The organism is Winogradskyella pacifica (assembly GCF_013403915.1).
GTDB lineage: Bacteria > Bacteroidota > Bacteroidia > Flavobacteriales > Flavobacteriaceae > Winogradskyella > Winogradskyella pacifica.
In genome coordinates this window covers 74,123-97,511 of sequence record NZ_JABFDI010000013.1, presented here as the reverse complement: position 1 = coordinate 97,511, position 23,389 = coordinate 74,123, and the positions used below count along the sequence as shown (strand labels likewise).

At 34.6% G+C, this 23,389-nt stretch carries 10 protein-coding genes; 4 read left to right on the top strand and 6 right to left on the bottom strand.

Annotated features, from left to right (window positions below):
* Nucleotides 1-246 precede the first annotated feature (246 nt).
* The gene (locus tag HM984_RS12435) at nucleotides 247-6,186 is read left to right on the top strand and encodes a T9SS type B sorting domain-containing protein (protein ID WP_179349384.1); all 5,940 of its coding nucleotides are present in this window, start codon (nucleotides 247-249) and stop codon (nucleotides 6,184-6,186) included.
* A 169-nt stretch (nucleotides 6,187-6,355) separates the two neighbouring features.
* On the opposite strand, the gene HM984_RS12430 is transcribed toward HM984_RS12435, so the two are convergent.
* Both HM984_RS12430 and HM984_RS12425 read right to left on the bottom strand, forming a co-directional pair.
* Nucleotides 6,356-7,288, bottom strand: coding sequence for a PorP/SprF family type IX secretion system membrane protein (locus HM984_RS12430; RefSeq protein ID WP_179349383.1), 933 nt, complete (start codon nucleotides 7,286-7,288; stop codon nucleotides 6,356-6,358).
* A 4-nt stretch (nucleotides 7,289-7,292) separates the two neighbouring features.
* A complete protein-coding gene (locus HM984_RS12425; protein ID WP_179349382.1) occupies nucleotides 7,293-14,624 on the bottom strand; it encodes a BspA family leucine-rich repeat surface protein in 7,332 nt (2,443 codons plus the stop codon).
* Between the two features lie 226 nt (nucleotides 14,625-14,850).
* On the opposite strand from HM984_RS12425, the gene HM984_RS12420 reads away from it, so the two are divergent.
* The 3 genes from HM984_RS12420 to HM984_RS17965 all read left to right on the top strand — a co-directional run bounded on the left by HM984_RS12420 (nucleotide 14,851) and on the right by HM984_RS17965 (nucleotide 16,900).
* The gene (locus HM984_RS12420; protein WP_179349381.1) at nucleotides 14,851-15,480 is read left to right on the top strand and encodes an NAD(P)H-dependent oxidoreductase; all 630 of its coding nucleotides are present in this window, start codon (nucleotides 14,851-14,853) and stop codon (nucleotides 15,478-15,480) included.
* 79 nt (nucleotides 15,481-15,559) lie between these two features.
* The gene (locus HM984_RS12415; RefSeq protein ID WP_179349380.1) at nucleotides 15,560-16,753 is read left to right on the top strand and encodes a DegT/DnrJ/EryC1/StrS family aminotransferase; all 1,194 of its coding nucleotides are present in this window, start codon (nucleotides 15,560-15,562) and stop codon (nucleotides 16,751-16,753) included.
* Between the two features lie 21 nt (nucleotides 16,754-16,774).
* Nucleotides 16,775-16,900, top strand: a complete 126-nt coding sequence (locus HM984_RS17965) for a T9SS type A sorting domain-containing protein (RefSeq protein ID WP_503328565.1) — start codon at nucleotides 16,775-16,777, stop codon at nucleotides 16,898-16,900.
* Between the two features lie 83 nt (nucleotides 16,901-16,983).
* On the opposite strand, the gene ribB is transcribed toward HM984_RS17965, so the two are convergent.
* From ribB to HM984_RS12395, 4 genes are read right to left on the bottom strand one after another with little or no spacing between them, the layout of a single operon-like run.
* On the bottom strand, nucleotides 16,984-18,132 hold the full coding sequence (gene ribB / locus HM984_RS12410; protein ID WP_179349398.1) for a 3,4-dihydroxy-2-butanone-4-phosphate synthase: 1,149 nt from the start codon (nucleotides 18,130-18,132) through the stop codon (nucleotides 16,984-16,986).
* A gap of 35 nt (nucleotides 18,133-18,167) precedes the next feature.
* Entirely contained in the window at nucleotides 18,168-20,171 is a 2,004-nt protein-coding gene (locus HM984_RS12405) for an LptF/LptG family permease (RefSeq protein WP_179349379.1), read from the bottom strand.
* A gap of 17 nt (nucleotides 20,172-20,188) precedes the next feature.
* Entirely contained in the window at nucleotides 20,189-20,830 is a 642-nt protein-coding gene (gene lolA1 / locus HM984_RS12400) for an outer membrane lipoprotein periplasmic chaperone LolA1 (protein WP_179349378.1), read from the bottom strand.
* A 60-nt stretch (nucleotides 20,831-20,890) separates the two neighbouring features.
* The gene (locus HM984_RS12395; protein ID WP_179349377.1) at nucleotides 20,891-23,335 is read right to left on the bottom strand and encodes an FtsK/SpoIIIE family DNA translocase; all 2,445 of its coding nucleotides are present in this window, start codon (nucleotides 23,333-23,335) and stop codon (nucleotides 20,891-20,893) included.
* Nucleotides 23,336-23,389 lie beyond the last annotated feature (54 nt).

Genomic DNA, 23,389 nt, shown 5'->3' with positions numbered 1-23,389 from the left:
GGATTTTTAATCTAAAAATAGAATTTTAATAGAAAAATCAAATTAGCAGTCGGGTTATATCAATTATGAGCTTGACTGTTAACTTTTTTTAGGTAGGAAAATTTGAGATATAATTGTTTTATTATTGTCAGCTAAATCTTGATTATAGCAAATAATAACAGTGGCTTATTAAATTAATAAAATATTTTCAAATTAGTCAGATCGTCAATGTTCTCAGACTAATAGAGGTTATGATAAAGAATTCAAATGAATAGATATTTATTTTTAATAGTTTTTAGTCTAATTTTTTTTCATGTCAAAGCACAAGAACCAAACGATTGTGTTAATGCTGTAACGGTTTGTGGTAATGGTACATTTTCGTCTAATGCTACAGGATATGGTAATGATTATGAGGTTAGTTCTTGCGGTGGTAGTGAGCATAATTCACTTTGGTTAGAAGTTAATATTGTACAATCAGGGACTTTAGGGTTTGATTTAATTCCTAATGATCCAGATATTATGGTCGATTACGATTTTTGGGTTTATGGCCCAAACCGTATTTGTTCTAACCTAGGAAGTCCTATTCGATGTGCAACAACCAACCCTAATGAAGCAGGACTTACAAATAATCAAACAGGAATTAACGGAAGTACAACTTTAACCCAATCCGGACCAGGCGCAAGTGGTAATGGTTATGTGTATTGGTTAAATGTTAATGTTGGAGAATCTTATTTCATTGTTATAGATAGACCTGCAGGTGATGGTGGTTTTCAATTAGAATGGACAGGAACAGCTAATGAGGGAACAGGAGCATTTCCGGCACCACCAGTTGTCAATGATATTGATGATGTAAAACAATGTAGTAGTAATCCAGATATTGCCGTATTTGGTCTAGATGGCTTAAAATCGAGTATTAATTCAGACCCTTTAAATACCATTGACTTTTATCTAAGTTTAGCAGATGCTACGGATGATATTAATGAATTACCAGGTATTTATGCCAATACGTCTAATCCACAAACGGTCTATGCTAAAGTTAAATCTTCAGGAACAGATTGTTATTCTATAATTGATTTCGATTTAATTGTAACACCAATTCCTACCTCTACATTAGCCGTATCTAACACAGCCATATGTGAAGGAGAAAACGTGATATTTATAATAACAGGGACACCTAATGCCACTGTTCTTTACAATATAGATGACGGTACAACAGAATCAATAGTGTTAGACGCCACAGGTTCTGCTATTCTAACACAATCACCTACAAGTGACATAACGTTAAATTTAGAGGATGCTCAAATTCTAAGTGATTCAGGTACGGTAGTCTGCTCTCAGGTCTTAACGGATTCTGAAACCGTAACGGTATCATCAAATTCGACTCCAATAATACTCAATAATACTCCAATTTGTGAAGGTGAAGATGGGGAGTTAGAATTTTCAGGCGATCCTAATGCAACAATTGCTTATACTGTAGATACTGGTGCATCTCAAACATTAACTTTAGATGCCACCGGAAATTTCACACTTACATTACCTGCTTTAACAGCGACTACCAACGTAGAAATACTAACGGTTACAAGTCCGATTCCACCAAATTGTATTCTCACATTGAATACCACGGAAACCATAACCGTTAATCCATTACCAACAGTTATAGCTCCAAGCCCTTTATTAGCTTGTAATGACGGCATAAACCCTAATACAGCGGAATTCGATTTAGATCTTGAAAGCGCTGCCATTTCGAATAACGAAGTAAACGTAAACGTAACATATTACGAAACTCAAGCTTTAGCAGAAGCAGGAAATCCACTTACAGCACTTGTGTCTCCTTATGATAGTACGTCAGCAAATCAAACTGTTTATGTGCGCGTAGAAACAAATTTAGGCTGTGTTGATTATACGACTCTTAATCTTGAAGTGGTTGGTGCTCCTATTGCAAATACAGTAGCTCCATTGCAAAGCTGTGATGCCAATAGTCAAGGTTTTGGAACTTTCGATTTAACCCAAGCCGAAGCCGATATTATTGCCGGAAACACGCAACCCGTGCAAGTATCATATTATATATCGCAAGCCGAAGCAGAAGCTGGCACTCCAGAAATTGGAGACCCAACAGCGTTTCAAAATACGTCCGCATATAACCAAACGATTCATGTTCGTGTCGATACAGACGGAACCGTGTGTTATAATGTATCGAGTTTAGACTTAGAAGTATTTGATACTCCAGCAATGAACACCTTACTACCTTTGGAAGTTTGTGATGATGCCGTAAATGATGGTTTTACACAATTCGATTTAGACTCTCAAACTCCATTACTTTTAGGTGGTACTACAGATGTTACAGTAACCTATCATATATCGCAGTCCGATGCTGAAGATAGATTAAATGCGATTTCCGGACTATATACAAATACAAGTAGTACGCAAACTATTTATATACGTGCCGAAAATAATTTTAATACCGATTGTTTTGAAATTACGACGCTTAGCTTAATTGTTAATCCTTTGCCTACAGCAATTACGCCAACCGCTTTACAAGTTTGTGACGATGGCACACCAGATGGTTTAACTCAGATCGATTTAAGTTTAAAGAACACAGAAATCACAGGTAATAATCCTAATTATTCGGTAAATTATTTTGAAACTTTAGCTGAAGCAGAATCAGAAACCAATGTGTTACCTACGTTGTATACCAATACAAGTAATGGACAAATTGTTGTTGCTAGAGTTGAAAATATAAATACAGGTTGTTACGATTTTACGACACTAGAATTAGTTGTAGAGCAAGCGCCTATAGCAAATCCTCCTACAGCTTTGGACTATTGTGATCCTGATAGTGATGGTTTTGGACTTTTTGATTTAACAACTAAAGACAATGAGATTACGGGAGGAGATACAACACTAACAGTGAGTTACCATGAGACGATGGCGGATGCTGATATTAATGTTAACCCAATAGTAGGTCTTTACCCAAATATTGTACAAAATGCGCAAACGGTTTATGCGCGTGTAGAAAGTTCAACAATTGCAACAGATTGTGATTCAATTGTAACCTTACAACTTTTTGTTAATCCAACTCCACAATTGGGAGCGACATCACCTGATCCCTTAGAGATTTGTGATGATGTATCTGCAGATGGTTTTGGACAGTTCGATTTAACTAGTAAAACAGCAGAGATTCTACAAAATTTATCAGATCCTACATTGTATACAGTCTCATTTTACTTGAATGAAACTGATGCAGATGATGGATTAAACCCAATCACAAATTCAGCAAACTATACCAATAGTGATGATTTTAATCAAGTGATTTGGATTCGTGTTGAAGATAATGCTTCAGGTTGTTATAAATTAACAACATTAGAATTGATTGTAAATGCCATACCAGTATTGGTGCAAGCAAATCCATTGTTGTTATGTGATGATAATAATCCAGGTGATGAAATTGAAGCGTTTACTTTAGAAAATGCTGCTGATGAGATTCTAAACGGACAATCTGGTGTCGGATTAACGTTTTTTGAAACACAATTGGATGCTGATACTAATACCAATCCTATTTTTAGTCCTTATTCAAACACTTCAAATCCACAGACCATATTTGTAAAAGCAACCAATAATGCAACAGGTTGTACAAATACCATAACATTAACGTTGCGAGTAAGTCCAATTCCATCACCAACGGCTCCTGCAGATTTAGAAGTCTGTGATGATGATACCGATGGGTTTACAAATTTTAATTTAGAAGAAAGAACAATCGAAATCATCGGTGGAGAGTTAGATGTTGCTATTACCTATCACGAAACCTTAGAAGATGCCAATACAGGTGTTAATGCTTTTGCAAGTCCTTACACTAATGTTGTGATGAATGAGCAAACGATTTATATTAGAGCAACAAATACGATTACGGGTTGTTACGATATTTCAAGAACATTAACGCTTCGTGTATTAGAGACACCACAAGTACCAGTATCTATACCTGAATATGTAATTTGTGATTCAAATTCCGATGGTTTTGCGCAGTTCGATTTAACGACAAAAGATAGTGAAATAATAGGAAGTCAAACAGACGTCAGTTTAACCTATCATGTTAATGAAGCAGATGCTATATCTGGAAATAACCCAATATCAACACCAGGAAGCTTTACCAATTCTAGCAACCCACAAACCATTTTTGTGCGTTTAGAGAATGATAATAATGTTTGTTTTGATACTGGTTCTTTTGACATTAGTGTGGCGCTTCCACCAGAAGCGATACAACCAAGTCCATTAGAAGTTTGTGATGATGCTGTTGCAGATGAAGTAACTATTTTCGATTTAACCGTAAAAAATAATGAGATTACTGGAGGTGAAGCAGGCTGGAGTGTTAGTTACTATGAGACTTTAACAAATGCCGTAAATCAAATAGATGCTGTTAATGCCGAAGCTTACACTAACGTATCCGTAGGAGGTGCAGTTGCTAATCCACAGACTTTATTTGCAGTGGTTACAGATACAGACACCGGTTGTGTAGATGTGGTAACACTAACGATTCGCGTTATGCCAAATCCAACGCCAACAGCAAGCGATCAATTGCCTGATTTAGAATTGTGTGATGCTATAAATACAGGAGATGGAGTAGAAGTTTTTGATCTAACCGAAAATGAAATTCTAATCCTTAATGGAGAAGCCGGAGTCACGGCAAGCTATTACGAAGATATAGACGATGCCAACTCAGGAAACAATGCTATACCAGATCCAACACAATACACAAACATAGATACACCAAATCAACAGATTTATGTAAGAGTGACGAATGATGTTACAGGCTGTTATACCTTAGTTGATTTTACAATCGTAGTTCATCCGTTACCAGAAGTGGTTGCCGTAACAGATTTTATTCAATGTGAATTATTTACTGATGGCTTTGACAATTTTGACCTAACGACAAAAGACGAAGAAGTCTTAAATGGGCAAGATCCAACACAGTTTATGGTGACTTATCACGCTAATTTAGCGGATGCGGAAGCAGGTATGAATGGTTTAGTGAGTTTATACACAAATACAAGTAATCCGCAACAGATTTTTGTAACCATCACCAACAATGTTACAGGTTGTTCAATCAGTACACAAAGTTTTAATATTGAAGTGCAAGAAGCGGCTCAAGCCAATCCAAATATGGATCCTATTGTTTACGAAACCTGTGATGACAATATGGAAACGGACGACAATCCAACTAACGATAGTGCTCAGTTCGATTTAACCACGAGAGATCCAGAAGTTTTAGATGGCCAAGATCCACTAAATTATATGGTGACGTATTATGCAACTCAAGAAGAGGCCGACTTAAAGGTTAATCCTTTGCCAACACTGTATGAAAACACCACCAATCCACAAGTGATTTATGCGAGGGTAGATAATGATACACCAGACGGCACAGGTAGTGATACATCGATTTGTTATGAGGTTGCAACATTGACTTTACAAGTGAATCCATTACCAGAGTTTAATTTAGAAGACAGCTACACATTATGTTTAAATACCAATGGAACCGAAATTTTAGATCCGTTAATCATTGAGACAGGCTTATCTGCAGCAGACTATAGTTTTGTATGGACGTTTGAAGGTAATCTTATAAGCGAAACAGGGTCTAGTATTATGCCAACTGAAGGTGGGAATTATGAGGTGTTTGTAACCAATTTAACTACAGGTTGTGAACATGAAGATGCAACAGTGGTCATAGAAAGTGAGCCACCAAGTCTAAGCGTGGAGCTGTTAACACAAGCCTTTGCTAATAACCACGTTTTAGAAGCGATAGCGACAGGCATTAGTGTTTACGAGTACAGTTTAGATGGAGGCCCTTGGCAAGATGAGGGAGTTTTTACTAATGTTTCTGCAGGTGAACATGAAATAACAGCAAGAGATAAATTTGGTTGTGGAATAATAACAGTGTCGATTTTTGTTATCGATTATCCTTTATATTTTACACCTAATGGAGATGGAAATAATGACACTTGGAATATTGAAGGTATTGGTAGTAATGCTATAATTTACATATTTGACCGTTACGGAAAGTTGTTAAAGCAATTAAGTCCCGATGGAGAAGGATGGGATGGAACCTTTAATGGTAATGCTTTGCCAACAAGTGACTATTGGTTTACTGTAGAGTATGATGAACCAAGTAGCGGCATACGAAAAGAGTTTAAGGCACATTTTGCTTTGAAACGGTAATTCTTAAGATTAAAAAATGCTGAATAACAAATTGTTATTCAGCATTTTTTTTGAAAGGTGTTCTTGATTATTCATAAGCCCCAAAATGTAATATAGCAAAAGGCTTTATACATTTTTATAAAGGTGCAGTTGAAATTTATGTTTTCCAATTTCAAATATCACCTTGGCACTAGTTATTCGTATAGCCATTTTTTAACTGATAACTTAAAATGAAACCATGTGTGTTTCCAAGAGGAGAATCGTTTGTCGCTATATTATAATTATAAATAAGTCGGAAATTATTAAAGACATAAAGACCGGCTAACAGGTTAAAAGAATTACTTGTTCTATAGCCACCACCAAGTTCAAATTTGTTTCTGACACTTACGGCAACGTTAATGTCGGCTTGTAGTGGTGATCCTTTTTCATGTTTTAATAATACATTTGGCTTAATTATCAAATCCTGAAAGCGGTTATTGTAAAATCGGTATCCGAAATAGCCATAATATGTATTTGAAATATTGAAACTCTTATCAGAGACCAAAGCATCACCTATAATATTTGGTGAAGAAAAACCAACATATAAGGTGTTCAGATTAAATAAAAAGCCGACACCTATAGTTGGAATAGTCGCATTAATATCTTCAGCAAAAACATAATCATTTGTAATGCCTAATTCCGTTAAATTGTCTTGATATTGTTGTATGCCAGCAGTAATACCAAAAGAAAGGACATTAGGATGGTAATTTTGCCAATATGGGCGATCGTTATCAAAATCAAAGTATATTTTATAAGCGTAGGCCGCAAAGAAACTTGTAGATTTCGTTACTCCAATTTCATCACTAACAATACCGGCACCAAGACCCATTTTATTATTATTTATGGAGCCATGGCCACTTAAGAAAAAACTTTTTGGGCTGCCTTCAAACGGACTGAAAAAACCAGAATTACTTATTGAAAACTCCGTGTTTGCTGTAAGTCCAGCATAAGCAGGATTGATAATAAATGGATTGTAATTATATTCTGAAAACAAAGGTGTTTGCTGGGCAGCAACCGAGTTTGTCAAAGACATTATGAATCCGATAATTACAGTTATAGCGGTTATTTTTTTTCTAAAATTCATCTACTTATCTTTTAATAATAACGTAACCTTTTAAAGTTTTAAAACTATGATCACCACTAATTGAAAATTGAAAAAAGTAGGTGCCATCTGGTAGTTTACCTGCGCCCATTTTTGTCTTTTTATTAGCGATACCTCTAAAGACATTAGATGTATTGTTATAATTATTGATCTGAAAAACTAAATCCCCCCATCTATTGTAAATACTCACGGTATTATCAGAATGATCTTCGATGCCATCAATAGTCCAGAAATCATTTATACCATCTCCATTTGGTGAAAAGCCATATTTGACTTCATTTTTCGGAATAACTAGTGTCGTAAATGTGCTTTCATTACAATTTTCGGATTCTCCGTTTCCATTATAAGACGTTATGGATACGTAATACGTAGTTTCACTTTCTAATTCAGTATCAAAACTATAGGTTGTTGTAAATCCGACATCTAAATTAGTAACAACATCAGATGCGCCAGACGCTGTGCCTACTGATACTATATAACCATCTGCATTTGGAATAGAATCCCAGGTTAAATCGGTTTCAATAGAGACATCAGTAGCTCCATCCAATGGACTTAATAAGTCTGTACAAACTAGCGTTTTTACAATTTCAAAGGTTTCTGTAGCACAACCAATGGCTTCAACAGTTCCGTTTATTGGAATAATAGTCACTGTAACCACCTCATCATTTAGAAAAGGATTCGTGAAGTTGTAAAAAGTGCCTATAGTTTCAAAATCTATAATATTGTTATTGGCAGTACCAGAAATAGTCACTTTGTAGCTTGTTGCATTTGCAACCGCATTCCATGTGATTTGATTTAATGTAGTTGTAACATCAGTGTCACCATTTACAGGACTTGTAAGATTAGTACAACTAGGTGTGTTAGAAATAATAGTAAAACTTTCAGCGGTACAACCAGTAACTTCAACAGTTCCGTTTATTGGAATAATAGTCACTGTAACCATCTCATCATTTAGAAAAGGATTAGTGAAGTTGTAGAAGGTATCTGTAGTTTCAAAATCTGTAATATTGTTATTGGTCGTACCAGAAATAGTCACTTTGTAGCTCGTTGCATTTGCAACCGCATTCCATGTGATTTGATTTAATGTAGTTGTAACATCAGTGTCACCATTTACAGGACTTGTAAGATTAGTACAACTAGGTGTGTTAGAAATAATAGTAAAACTTTCAGCGGTACAACCTGTAACTTCAACAGTTCCGTTTATTGGAATAATAGTCACCATAACAACCTCATCATTTAGAAAAGGATTCGTAAAGTTGTAAAAAGTGTCTGTAGTTCCAAAATCTATAATATTGTTATTGGTCGTACCAGAAATAGTCACTTTGTAGCTCGTTGCATTTGCAACCGCATTCCATGTCATTTGATTTAACGTAGTTGTAATTTCAGTTTCACCATTTACAGGACTTGTAAGGTTAGTACAACTAGGTGCGTCAGAAATAATAGTAAAGCTTTCAGAAGTGCAACCTGTAACTTCAACAGTTCCGTTTATTGGAATAATAGTCACCATAACAACCTCATCATTTAGAAAAGGATTTGTGAAGTTGTAAAAAGTGTCTGTAGTTTCAAAATTTGTAATATTGTTATTGGCAGTACCAGAAATAGTCACTTTGTAGCTTGTTGCATTTGCAACCGCATTCCATGTCATTTGATTTAATGTAGTTGTAATTTCAGTTTCACCATTTACAGGACTTGTAAGGTTAGTACAATTAGGAGTGTCTGCAATAATAGTAAAACTTTCAGAAGTACAACCGGTAACTTCAACAGTTCCGTTTATTGGAATAATAGTCACTATAACAACCTCATCATTTAAAAAAGGATTAGTGAAGTTGTAGAAGGTGTCTGTAGTTTCAAAATCTGTAATATTGTTATTGGTCGTACCAGAAATAGTCACTTTGTAGCTCGTTGCATTAGTTGCAGAACTCCATGTTAATTGGTTTAAATCTATAGCAACATTTGTAGCGCCATCGATAGGACTAACAAGATTAGTACAACTTGGTGTTTCAGGAATAATAGTAAAACTTGCAGTAGAACAACCTATGGCATTTTCTGTCGCATTAAAAGGAATAATAGATACAGTTACCATTTCTCCATTTAAAAAAGGATTAGAAAAGTTGTAGAATGTATTGGACGTTTCAAAGTCCGTAATATCATTATTTGCAGACCCTGTGATAGTAATTTTATATGACGTTGCATTTGCTGCTGCATTCCAAGTCATTTGGTTTAGGGTTGTAGTAATATTTGTTTCTCCATTAACAGGACTCGTAAGGTTAGTACAACCAGGACTTGTAGATATTTGGTCTGACGTAGTAAAAACTTCTTCGCTACAACCTGTTGCATCACCAATAGCATTATAAGGAATTATAGTAACATAATAGGTTCTGCTATTTTGTAAATCATTGGGAAGGGTATAGGTGGTAAAATTACCGACATCAACACTATTAGCAATTTCAATTCCTCCACTTGTAGTGCCTATGCTAATTAAATATCCTGTTGCGTCTGTTACTGCATTCCAGGTAATGTTTGTATCGATGGCAACATCTATGGCATTATTAAGAGGATTGCTTAAGTTGGTACATAATGGAGGCCTAGGAATGGTCTGTGTTGTAAAACTTTCGGTTGTACATGAATTGGCATCTCCTTCGTCATTATAAGGAGTAATCGTTACATCTATGAGTGTTTCTTCGGGTAAATCTGTAGTAAAGTTATACGTCGTACTATTTCCTACGTCTTCATTGTTTAAAATAATAATGCCCCCAGGATTAGTGACAACATGTATTCTATAGCCATTGGCATTTGTTATAGGCGTCCAACTTAAATTTGTACCAACCATAACTTCTGTATCACCATTTAACGGCAGAGTAAGATTTGTACAATCTGGAACTGTCGCAGCATCTGTAGATACCGTAAAACTTTCTTCTGTACATGGCCCAATAGCGTCACCTTCATCATTAAAAGGAATAATTGTGACAGACACAGTTTCTCCACCTGCAAAATCAGAAGCAAATTCGTATGAAGTAACATCGCCTACGTTTTCATTAATAATTGTTCCACTTGGTTGAATCGTAATTTCTAATCTGTAGCCACTAGCAAACAGTACATTTTCCCATGTTAAATTTGTATTTACAGGGACATCTGTTGCACCGTTTAATGGTAAAACGAGTTCGGTACATTCTGGAATCGGGCAATCTAAAACATCATTGTTTATAGACCAACCGTAATTATCAATAATATCTTGTCGCTGTTGTAAAGCATCGCAATAAAGTAAGGTGTCTGCACCAAGTGTCAATCCGGCTGGTAACGAAAGTTCTGACCAAGCCATTAAAGTAGCGTCATAGTTTTCTCTAGACAATGCTGTACGGTCTAGCATATTGTTAACGTTGGTGACATTGCTTATATCCCAATCCACTAAGTTTTGGTTAAATGCGCTAGCATCTCTAAACATACTTTGCATAGTTACCGTACCGATAGTCCAAGCATCCATAGACTGATTATAAGATAGGGCATCCCTAAACATATTCTCCATGGTTTGTATACCTGTAACACGCCAGTTAATTAAGGTCTGATTAAATGCTGATGCACCATAAAACAGAGCTTCCATCGTTAGCACATTACGTACGTTCCAACTGTTTATTTCACCATTAAATGAAATCGCATCTTGAAACATGCCTTTCATAGTCGTAACAGAGGCGACATTCCAACTGTTCATAGTTTGGTTATAGGTTGATGCTTCTCTAAACATGTCCTCCATAGTAGAAACAAACGATACATTCCATGTATCAATATTTTGATCGAAGGTTGCAGCACTTTTAAACATGGCTTGCATGGTAAGTACTTCGCCTGTATCCCAATTATTTAAAGGTTGATTAAAGGCTGTGGCGTCTTCAAACATGGACATCATATTGGTTACTGAAGCAACGGTCCAATTATTTAGTGGATTATTAAAAAGCATGGATGCTTTAAACATAGAATCCATTGCCGTTACTGAGCTTACATTCCATGAATTTAAAGGTTGATTAAATACCGAGGCGCTTTCAAACATCGAAGTCATAGTCGCAACAGCACTCACATCCCAAACGTCTATCGGTTGATTAAAAAGGGCAGCATTTTTAAACATAGACCCCATATTTACCACTGAGTTGACATCCCATTGGTTTAATAGTTGGTTATAGGCTGAGGTGTTTTCAAACATGCTAGACATGTTTAAGACATTAGTTACATTCCAAGTATTTATGTTTTGGTTAAAAGCTACGGCTCCTCTAAACATGCCGAACATATTACTAACTGATACTACATTCCACTGATCTAAAGGTTGATTGAATGATTGTGCACCAGAAAACATTCTACTCATAGTGGTGGCATTACTAACATCCCAACTGTTTAGCGGTTGGTTGAAGTCAGAGGCACCCTCAAACATCTGTTGAAAATTGATGACACTGCTCACATTCCATGAATCTACAGGTTGATTAAAATCTGCAGCAGATCTAAACATGCTAGACGTGTTAACGACATTACCCACATTCCAATTATTGATATCACCATTAAAATGAGTAGAACTCTCAAACATTTGTTGCATATCGGTGACATTGCTGACATCCCAATTGTTTAAATCTTGATTAAATTCTATGGTATTGGCAAACATCTGTTTGGTGTTAGTGACATTTCCAACATTCCAAGAGTTTAAAGGTTGGTTAAAAGCTTCACTATCGTTAAACATATCACTCATAGAAGTAACGCTGCTTACATTCCAAGAATCAATAGGTTGATTAAAAGCTTTAGCCGTATTAAACATATTAGACATATTAGTGACGTTGCTAACATCCCAATCATCTAACGGTTGATTAAATATTTCGGCTTGATAAAATAAATTAGTCATGTTCGTTACATTACTAACATCCCAATTATTTATATCACCGTCAAATAACTTGTTTCGTCTAAACATGCGTGCCATGTTCGTAACGTTTGTTAAATCGGGTACATCCGTAGCATTGTAAACCATATTATCACAAAACCAAAAGAAATATTCCATACTCAGCCATGGTTGCGTGCCCCATTGGTCTACAGCAATTAGTTTTTTATTATCTCTATTGGTGCTGCGGTATATATGTTGAGGGTAATCGCCTATAATTGAAATCGTATAAATACCAGGAGTTAAGTAGGTATGTGTTAGTTGATCTGTAACGTTATTATTATACTGATTATCTCCCCAATCAATAGAAAAGTTATACGTTAAACTAGAGTTGACTTCAAGAAATAGTTGGTTTGCTGCGCTTGAGTTAGTATCTAAAATACTTGTGTCTACAGTAAATTTGAAGGCATCCGGACTATTAACCCAACTTTCTATAGTCTTAAACTGTATTTCTTCACAACCAACTGCTGGTCCTTCAGAATTATAAGGAATGACAGTCACAAAAACATTATCGCCAGGCGAGAACTCATTAGTAAAGCTAACACCAACGACATTACCAATATCGTCATTATTATAGATGACTTGTAAAACGTTACCCATATCATCTTCTCTACGAATACTAATACGATAACCATCGGCATTTGCAACCGGATTCCATCGTATATCAGAATTTGCAGGTACGTTAAGATCACCATCAATAGGAGATATGATGTCTGAACATAGCACAAAAGAGCAATTAGCCGTATCGGCAGTAATCGTCCAGTTAAAAGTATCTATAAGGTGTTGTCTTGCAGCAAGTCCGTCACAATAGGTTAGCGTATGAGCACCTAAAGAAATATCTGTCTGAACACTTTGACTCGCCCAATTAATAAGCGTGTTATCATAATTTTCTTGAGATAAACCACTATTGCTTAGCATATTTACCATATTAGAAACATTACTAATATCCCAAGTTGATAAGGGGTGATCAAAAGCATTAGCTGAACTAAACATATTTTGCATCGTGGTAACATTACTTACAGTCCAATTATCCAAGGGCTGATTAAATTGTGATGCGCCAAAAAATAGATTGTTTGTATTAGTTAGACTTGTCGTAATCCAATTATTAAGAGGTTGGTTAAATTCTGAAGCTTCATTAAACATCCCTTCCATAGTAGTGACCATTGCAACATCCCAAGTATTTAATGCTTGGTTGAAAACAGTACAATTATTGAACATATCAGACATATCGGTAACATTTCCAACACCCCAATTATCTAAAGGTTGGTTAAACGCCATAGCATAATTATCACCGTAAAACATTTTAGACATGTCAGTAACATTACTCACATTCCAACTATTTATAGGCTGATCAAACGATCTCGCTCTTTCAAACATTTCGCTCATGTTGGTCACATTGGTAACAACCCAACTATCTAAAGGTTGATTAAATGTAGCACAGCGTTTAAACATGGAGCTCATATCCGTTACGTTACTAACATCCCAAGTATTAATAGATTGATTGAAAATCATATCTAGAAACCCTTCAAACATCTGAGACATGTCTGTCACATTTCCTACATCCCAATTATCTAGAGGTTGATTAAATTCTCTCGCTCTATAAAACATAGAACTCATGTCTGTAACATTGGCCACATTCCAATTATTTAATGGCTGGTTATAATTTAAGGCTACAGAGAACATACTCGCCATAGTCGTTACATTGGCAACATTCCAATTATTAATGTTTTGGTTAAAGTTAGTCGCTGAGTTAAACATATTACTCATATCGGTTACAACTGCTGTATTCCAACCATCTAAAGGTTCATTAAAAGCTGTACTTTGAAATGTAGAAGCCATAGTTGTCACAGAGCTCGTATTCCAATTTGCCAAGGGTCTATTGAAAGAACCTGCACGTGCAAATGTTCCTGAAAGATCAGTTATGGTGATTGTATCCCAATTATTTAAAATACCGTTGAAAGAACTACAATCTCTAAACATGTTTTTTAGGCTCGTCACCTGTGATAAATCTGGAGAATCAATGGCATCGAAATTTAAATTTTCACAACCAAAAAAAGCATTTTCCATACTTTGCCATTGAATAGTTCCCCAACTAAGGATCTCTTCAATTTTTAATTTATCTCCAGTATCATTAAAATAAATTTGAGGAAACGTTCCTGAAATATTAATAGTATAACTTCCTGAAGACGCATAGGTATGTGTAATGTTTCCTGTAACATTAGAATCTGTATCACCATCTCCCCAATCTATGGTATAATTATAAGTATATAGTGCGTTGGTGGGAATTTCAATTTGATTATCTAAGGTAGAATTACTATCCGTGTTAGATGTATTCCATATTGAGATAAAATCTTGTGTAAAAGCAGTTGTGCTAAATATTAGAGCTAGAATTAATATAATTTTTTTATCCATATACAGTAGTAGGCTTTATCTAAAAAAAGCAGATTTTCGGGACGTGTCAAAAATCATGATTATCGACAAAGCTACAATAAAACAAGTTAAACGGTATTTTTTTGTTAGATTATTTATCAATTTAAGGTGGTTTTTATATGAATTAAAAAGGTATCAAATAGTTTTAGCTTAACTTATTAAGGCTTTTTTAAGTTCTTTATTCCTTATTTTTGCTCAAAAAAAGAGCATGTCCATAATAGAGCAATTAAATTGGCGTTACGCGACCAAAAAATTTGATACTACCAAATCACTTTCTAGAGAAAAACTTAATATATTAAAAGAAGCGTTTAATTTAACGGCTGTGTCTTATGGATTGCAAACCTTAAAATTAGTTGTTGTAGAAGATAAGATTGCAAGAGAGCGTTTAGTAGAGGTCGCTTATGGTCAACGTCAGGTTATTGATTCTTCTCATTTATTGGTGTTATGTATTCAAAATGAAATTGACGGTAACGATGTGAATGCACATTTTGATACGATAAAAGCGATACGAAACACACCAGATGCTATCCTTAATCCTTTTAAAAAGGAATTAAAATCTACAGTTGAAGATATGCCTGCAGATAAGAAACTCATTTGGGCAACAAAACAGGCTTATATTGCTTTAGGAAATTTAATGACTGTTTGTGCTGTAGAAGGCATAGATAGTTGTCCTATGGAAGGTTTTATACCAAAAGTGTTAGATGAAAAATTAGAACTAGAAAAGCATGGATTAAGTTCTGTTTTGTTGTTGCCGGTAGGGTATAGAGCGGATGATGACATGTTCGCTGATTTTAAAAAAGTAAGACAACCAATTTCAAAAACGGTTGTAGAATTATAGCAGTTTTAACTGTGAGAAATATGTAAAATGATATCTTTGTTTTTCAACGAAACATAGACCAATAAAATTAAAATTCAATATGCCAGGATTCGAGTTATTTAGTGATTTAGAACGTAACGAAGTTAATGATGTTTTAGACAATGGAGTCTTAATGCGTTATGGTTTTGATGGCATGCGAAAAGGCCATTGGAAAGCTAAAGAATTAGAATCTGAATTAGGAAAAACGTTTCAATCTAACCATGTTCAATTGGTGTCTAGCGGAACAGCCGCAGTATCTGTTGCCTTAGCATCAGCTGGAGTAGGAGCAGGTGATGAGGTAATTATGCCAACCTTTACGTTTGTGGCGAGTTTTGAAGCCATTATGATGTTGGGAGCTATTCCTATTTTAGTTGATATTGACGATACCTTAACTCTAGATCCAAAAGCTGTAGAAGCAGCAATAACTCCGAAGACAAAAGCGGTTATGGTCGTACAAATGTGCGGAAGTATGGGGAATATGGATGCGTTGCAAGATATTTGTAATACGCATAATTTATTATTTGTAGAAGATGCATGCCAAGCTATTGGTGGAACGTATAAAGGAAAACCATTAGGAAGCATAGCAGATTTAGGTTGTTTTTCTTTCGACTTTGTAAAAACAATTACCTGTGGAGAAGGAGGAGCTGTTGTCACGAATAACAAAGATTACTATATAAATGCCGATCATTACAGTGATCATGGTCATGACCATGTTGGTAGTGATAGAGGAGCAGAAACGCATCCGTTTTTAGGTTATAATTTCAGAATTTCAGAATTACATGCAGCCGTTGGTTTGGCTCAAGTAAGACGTCTGCCAGAGTTTATTGCTATTCAGAAACGTAATTATACGATTCTAAGAAATGCATTATCTAGAGTTCCGGGAGTAACATTTAGAACTGTTCCTAAAGGAGGTGAAGAAAGCTATGCCTTCTTAAACTTCTTTTTACCAGACGCCGAATCTTCGCAAAAAGTAATTGAAGCTTTTAAAACAGGTGGAGTAGATGCATGTTGGAATTACTACCACAACAATTGGCATTATATTAAAGAATGGAACCATCTTAAGGATTTAAAATCGTTGTTTCCAATTTCGACAGAAGTTAAAAAAGGTTTAGAATATCTTCAAACTAAAACCTTTGAGCAGTCTGATTCATACATCGCTCGTAATATTTCATGTTTAATTAAATTGTCTTGGACGGAAGATGAGGTTAAGGATCGTGCTGAAAAGATGGCGAAAATTATAAAAGCGCATATTTAAATTCGACTATAATATTTTCAGATTAGAATTTATTTATACACAAGGGAAACAAAACAGATAAGAGTAGATCAGTTTGAATTTGGTATTTACGTATTAAAAAATTATTCTGAAAAAGGAGAAATCACAAAAAAGATAGTTGTAAAATAGTAAAAAACACACACTATTAGTTCATATAAAAAGAGAGCCTCATAATAGATAAGGCTCTCTTTTTTATTCAGATATTAATGTATTTAATACTCTACGTAATCTACAATTTCTAAACCATAACCAATCATACCAACACGTTTGGTTTGGAGACTGTTGGATAATAATCTTAGTTTTCTCACTTTAAGATCGTGAAGTATTTGAGCTCCAATACCAAAATCTTTAGAATCCATACCTAAACTCGGTGCTTTTACTAATTCTCCTTCTATTTGATTGTCTTTCAAAATAGACAGACGATTTAATAGATTCATCGATTCTGCTTGCTGATTAATGAAAATTACAGCTCCTTTTCCTTCTGTATTGATGGCGTTGAACATATTGTCCAATTTTTGATCTGCATTATTAGTTAACGTTCCAAGTATATCATTATTAACTAAGGAAACATTAACACGTGCTAAAACAGGTTCGTCTTTAGACCAACTTCCTTTAGTTAAAGCAATATGAATTTGATTGTTCGTTGTTTGTTGGTAGGCTCTTAGTCTAAATTTACCAAAACGTGTTTCAATATTAAAATCTTCTTTCTTTTCAATTAAAGAATCGTGCTCCATACGGTAGGCTACTAGGTCTTCAATTGAGATAATTTTTAAATTAAATTTCTCTGCGACTTTCAATAATTCAGGAAGCCTTGCCATGGTGCCATCCTCATTTAAAATTTCGACTAAAATTCCGGCAGGTTGAAAACCAGCTAAACGCGCTAAATCAACAGCGGCTTCAGTATGACCTGTACGTCTTAGAACTCCGCCATTCTTAGCCTTTAGAGGAAATATATGCCCAGGACGACCTAAATCTTGTGGCTTGGTATCCTTTTCAACTAAAGCTTTTATTGTTTTGGCTCTGTCATGAACAGAAATCCCAGTTGTACAGCCTTGTCCTATTAAATCAACAGAAACTGTAAACTGTGTATGGTGTAGAACGGTATTATTTTGTACCATCATTGATAAATCGAGTTCGTCACAGCGGTCTTCAGTAAGAGGCGCACAAATTAGGCCTCTACCATGTTTTGCCATAAAATTTATCATTTCAGGAGTTACAGCTTCTGCGGCTGCAATAAAATCACCTTCGTTTTCACGATTTTCATCATCAACAACAATGATAACCTTACCCTGTTTTATATCTTCTATAGCTTCTTCAATAGAGTTTAGACTGGTTTGTGCATTCTTGGTTTTAGTAATCATCATGGTGCTTTTTTTTTGACGTTGCAAAGATACGCTTATTTTATATTTTGAAGACAGCTGAGGTAGAAGTCTTGAGAAATTCTACTTCTTACAATTATATACTTTAGTGGATAAATAGGAAGTGTTAATGCGACAATTAAAGGATTGATTCGCTTTCCTTCTTGATTAATAATTTTATAGAATTTGGAATACACCAAAGCGTTAACAATAACATAAATAGCAAAAAATATAAAGGCGATAATACTTAAAGTTAAAGCCGATTCTGTTAATTCTGGAAGTTTATTATTGTTAAACACAAAATGTAACACGAATAGTACAATACCAACACAATAACTGATTAAACTGGTTTTTGAGTAATCATTGTAATCTTTCAGTAATACTCTTGCTTTTATAAGTGTATCCGGAATTTCTAAACCTTCAGACTTTAAACCTTCAAGTGAAATATTTCGATCTAATATATTATGAAGTGCAATCTCTTTTGGCTTTTTATCTAACGTAAATTCATCTTGTTTCTTAATGATGTCAATTAACTCTTCAATAGAATATTTGGAATAAAAGTTATACACTTTAGTATCACTTTCCGAAAGTTGAAGTTTATTCTTAGGATTAAATAATCGTTTAAGGGGGACGATAATAGCATCAAACTCAAAAACGCCTTTATCATTTGTAGCACGGGTTGTAAGATAAATACTTAACGGTAGCATTACAGCTGTAGAAAGCCAAGAACCAATAACAGGACTAAAACTACCTTTTTCAGCACTGTTTTTAGCGAAAATACCAAAGAAATGATAGGTTAGGAAAAGGACAATAGCGATGACCATTGGTAACCCAAGTCCACCTTTTCGTATTAATGCTCCAAGTGGTGCTCCTACAAAAAAGAGAATAATACACGCAAATGCTAAAACAATTTTATCTTGTAATGATATAATGTGCTTGTTTAAAAATATTTGTTTCGTTTCTAAGTTCTTTTCATTAGAATCTAAAATTTGTCTGGTACTATTAGAAGAGTTTAATGCCAAATTCAGAATTTGAATTTTTTGAGCTGTATTATAAAAATCTAAAAGGTTTTTAGCAATTAAAAGAGAATCTTTTGGAATGGTTTTTCTAGTCTTAGTCGTATCAATATTTATATTTAGAGACGCGTATGTACTACGGTTATATAGGGTGGTTGATAAAGTTTCGTAATCGACTTGTCTGTTTTGTTGTAAGGTATCAATAACTTTATTTAACTGCGCCACACTTAGCATGTTATATCTGTCAGTTTGACTTTTTTCATCTAAGTCCTCACTGTTTAGTATTTCTAAATCTACATTGGTAATATAGTTGTCAAAATAACTTTTAACATGCGGTTTGTTCTGATTCTTTCTGACGTCCTTACTGATAACTTCTTCGTAATAATTCCCATTCAACAATTCAAGTTGAAGAATATTAGAATCAGGGCTACTTTTTAATTCCCCTCTTTCAGAAACAATAACTTTATAATTGCCACGTCTTGTGGTACTTTTTTCATGAATAACAACATCTTCTAAAAACTGCCCACGGTCACCAGACTTTTTTGCAACTTTTATATTAATATTTCCAATTTCGTTAAACTGACCTTCAGCAATAGCTAATGCTGGTTTCATTTTAGCGATGTTACGTCTAAGGTTGTAAAAATTATACTCTCCCCAAGGAATCACATTATTTGCAAAAAAGAAACAGCCAATACCAAGCGCTACAATGAATACACTTAAACTTCGCATGGCACGTTGCAATGAAATACCTGTAGATTTCATTGCCGCAAATTCATAGTTTTCTGCAAAGTTACCAAAAACCATTATTGAAGATAATAAAACGGTCAGCGGCACTACCAAAGGAATTAGCTTTGGCATGTAATACAAAATAAATTTAGCAGTCACAGTAACGTCCAAATCTTTACCAGCAAGTTCAGCAATATATAGCCAAACTCCTTGTAAAATAAAGATGAACATGAATATAATAAAGACGCTAAAAAACGTCTTTAAAAATGTGATAAGTATGTACCTATCTAATATTTTCACAGAATTATAATTTAGCCTTAGTCTATTTTGTTGATAAAGTAATCACTGTATTTACTTTTGTCAAATGTAAATAAGGTTTTTGATATAGGTTGGTCGGTTTTAAAAGAATTAACAGTTAATGTTGTTTTTGTTCCATTTTTACCAACTTCAATTAGATTGTAAATATGCTTAGTAGTTGCATCAATCCCTAATAAAATATGCTTTATTTCAGAATTAGTATCCATTGGACTGAGTTTTACATACTGAATTTTTCGTCCTTTGATAGTTTGTAAGATGTCCATTTTAAAGCTATAACCATCTTCATAAAACGATAACATTTTGCTCGGTGTAATGGTGCTTTCATCTTCCGAATTATCCGAAGAAATCGTAACTTCTTCATCTTCAGGACTAATAGTGTGTAACGTTTTTCCATCAAAAATACGTGTAATACCTAAGATGTTAAGTTTGTATTTTTCACCTTCTATAACGACATCACCTCGTGTTTCTTGTTTAATATTCTCGCTAATATTATTTAATTCGTATTTAAAATCTAAGCTAATATTTTTATAGCTTTTAATTTTTGAGCTTACTTCTTTTAATAACGATTCGGCTTTGGCATCATTCTGAGCGAAAGCATTGAATCCTATAGCAATACATGCGATAATAATTAATTTTTTCATTCCTTTTTGTTTCTGTTTTTATTGTAAAATAATGTTTTTGTTACTTAGTGTAATGTTGTGTTACTGTTCATTATCTAACAACTGATCTAAGGATACTAAGTCTGGAACTAAAACTTGACGCGCTTTACTTCCTTCAAAATTTCCAACAATACCAGCAGCTTCTAATTGATCAATAATACGACCTGCTCTGTTGTAACCCAATTTTAATTTTCGTTGTAATAAAGATGCAGAGCCTTGTTGCGCGGTTACAATAAGTTCTGCTGCTTCTCTAAACAATTTATCTCTGTCTGATATATCAATATCAAGATTTGTGCCACCTTCTTCACCAACGTATTCTGGAAGCAAATGAGCATCTGGATATGCTTTTTGTGAACCAATGAATTCTGTGATTTTTTCAACTTCTGGAGTATCTACAAACGCACATTGAATACGGATAAGTTCGTTTCCTTGTGTATAAAGCATATCTCCACGGCCAATTAACTGATCGGCACCAGAACCATCTAAAATCGTACGCGAATCTATTTTGCTCGTTACTCTAAAGGCAATACGAGCAGGGAAATTGGCTTTAATAATACCTGTAATAACGTTAACCGATGGACGCTGTGTTGCAACGATTAAGTGAATACCAATAGCACGCGCTAACTGTGCAAGTCTTGCAATTGGTGTTTCTACTTCTTTACCTGCCGTCATAATTAAATCGGCAAACTCATCTACAACCAATACAATGTAGGGTAAAAAGGCATGACCGTCATTTGGATTTAATTTTCGGGCTTTAAATTTTACGTTGTATTCTGCAATATTTCTACAAAATGCGTTTTTAAGCATTTCGTAGCGGTTATCCATCTCAATACAAAGTGAATTTAAGGTGTTTATAACCTTAGTATTATCTGTAATGATAGCTTCTTCGCTATCTGGAAGTTTCGCCAAATAATGACGCTCAATTTTATTGAAAAGTGTTAATTCTACTTTTTTAGGATCTACAAGAACAAATTTTACTTCTGCCGGATGCTTTTTATACAGTAACGAGGTTAACACAGCATTTAAACCAACCGATTTACCTTGGCCTGTTGCACCAGCCATAAGTAAGTGTGGCATTTTGGCTAAATCGACAACAAAAGTTTCATTGCTAATCGTTTTTCCAAAAGCAATAGGTAAATGCATTTCGGATTTTTGAAATTTTTGAGATGCAATAACCGAACGCATCGATACAATAGTCGAATTTTTATTCGGTACCTCAATACCAATAGTTCCTTTTCCTGGAATTGGCGCAATGATTCTGATTCCTAAAGCCGCAAGCGATAGGGCAATATCATCTTCTAAATTCTTGATTTTTGAAATTCGGATTCCAGCATCTGGTACAATTTCATATAATGTAACTGTTGGTCCAATAGTCGCTTTTATACTCGAAATTCCAATTTTGTAGTTGTTAAGTGTATCTACAATTTTGTTTTTATTTTCTTCAAGTTCATCTTGATCTATAGAAATACCTTCATTATCGTATTTCTTTAATAAATCTAGTGGAGGAAATTGATACTTCCCTAATTCGAGTGTCGGATCAAATTGTCCAAAATCTTCAACTAATTTAGCGGCTAAATTATCGGATTCAGATTTTTCTTCTTCAACGGTTTCGACTTCAATTTTTAATTCAGGAGTTTCAATAGTTTCCTCTTTCGGCTTTTCTGTCACTTCCATTTTTAGCATTTCAACTTTAGAATCTGTCTCAGCCTCAGGTTCTGGTTTTGAATGCTTAGTAATGGTCGGTTCTGCCTTTTTTATAGGAATATCTAAAACAGACTTAATAGCTTCTGCTTCTTCAGTTAAACTATTGTCAAAAATAGGTGTCGGTTCTGTTGTTGTTTTATCGGATTGTAAATCTTCTTTGATAGAGCTTTTTGCACTTTTAAAACTGTTTACGAGTGTCTCTCCTGTAATTTTAAATCGAATAGCTAAATAGGTGATAAAACCAAATGTTAATAAGAGTATCGTCCCAATTTTACCGATGTAATCTTGAAAGAATTGATTCATCTCGAAACCAATGGTGCCTCCTAGAAAATCATATTTATGCGTAAAAAACCCGAAAAGAATTGAAAGCCATACAACGATCAATGTTCCCCAAACCCAATGTGATCTTAATTTTGATTTGTTTAAATTCAAAGCGACATAAACACCTGAAAGAAATAATAAACCCGCAAAAATAAAGGAAGGTAAACCAAAGCCTTTAGTAATGAAAAATTCACTTACCCAAGCTCCAAGCTGACTAGCCCAATTTTTATATTCGTTTGAGCGTTCTGGGAAATTATGAAGCACACTTTGATCTTCTTTCCCCGTAAACACAAAGGATAAAAAGGAAATAAAGAGCAGTGCTCCTAAAATAATAAGGAAACTACCAAAAATGAGTTTTTGCTGACTAGTCAACTTAAGTGAAGGTTTTTTAAACGCTCTCTTCGTCTTAGTCTTCGGTGCCGCTTTAGTGGTTGTTTTCTTTTTTGTTGCTTTTTTTGCCATTTTATGCCGAATTTATTTCGGTAGCTAGTTCCGTTTATTTAGGAAATCTATAGT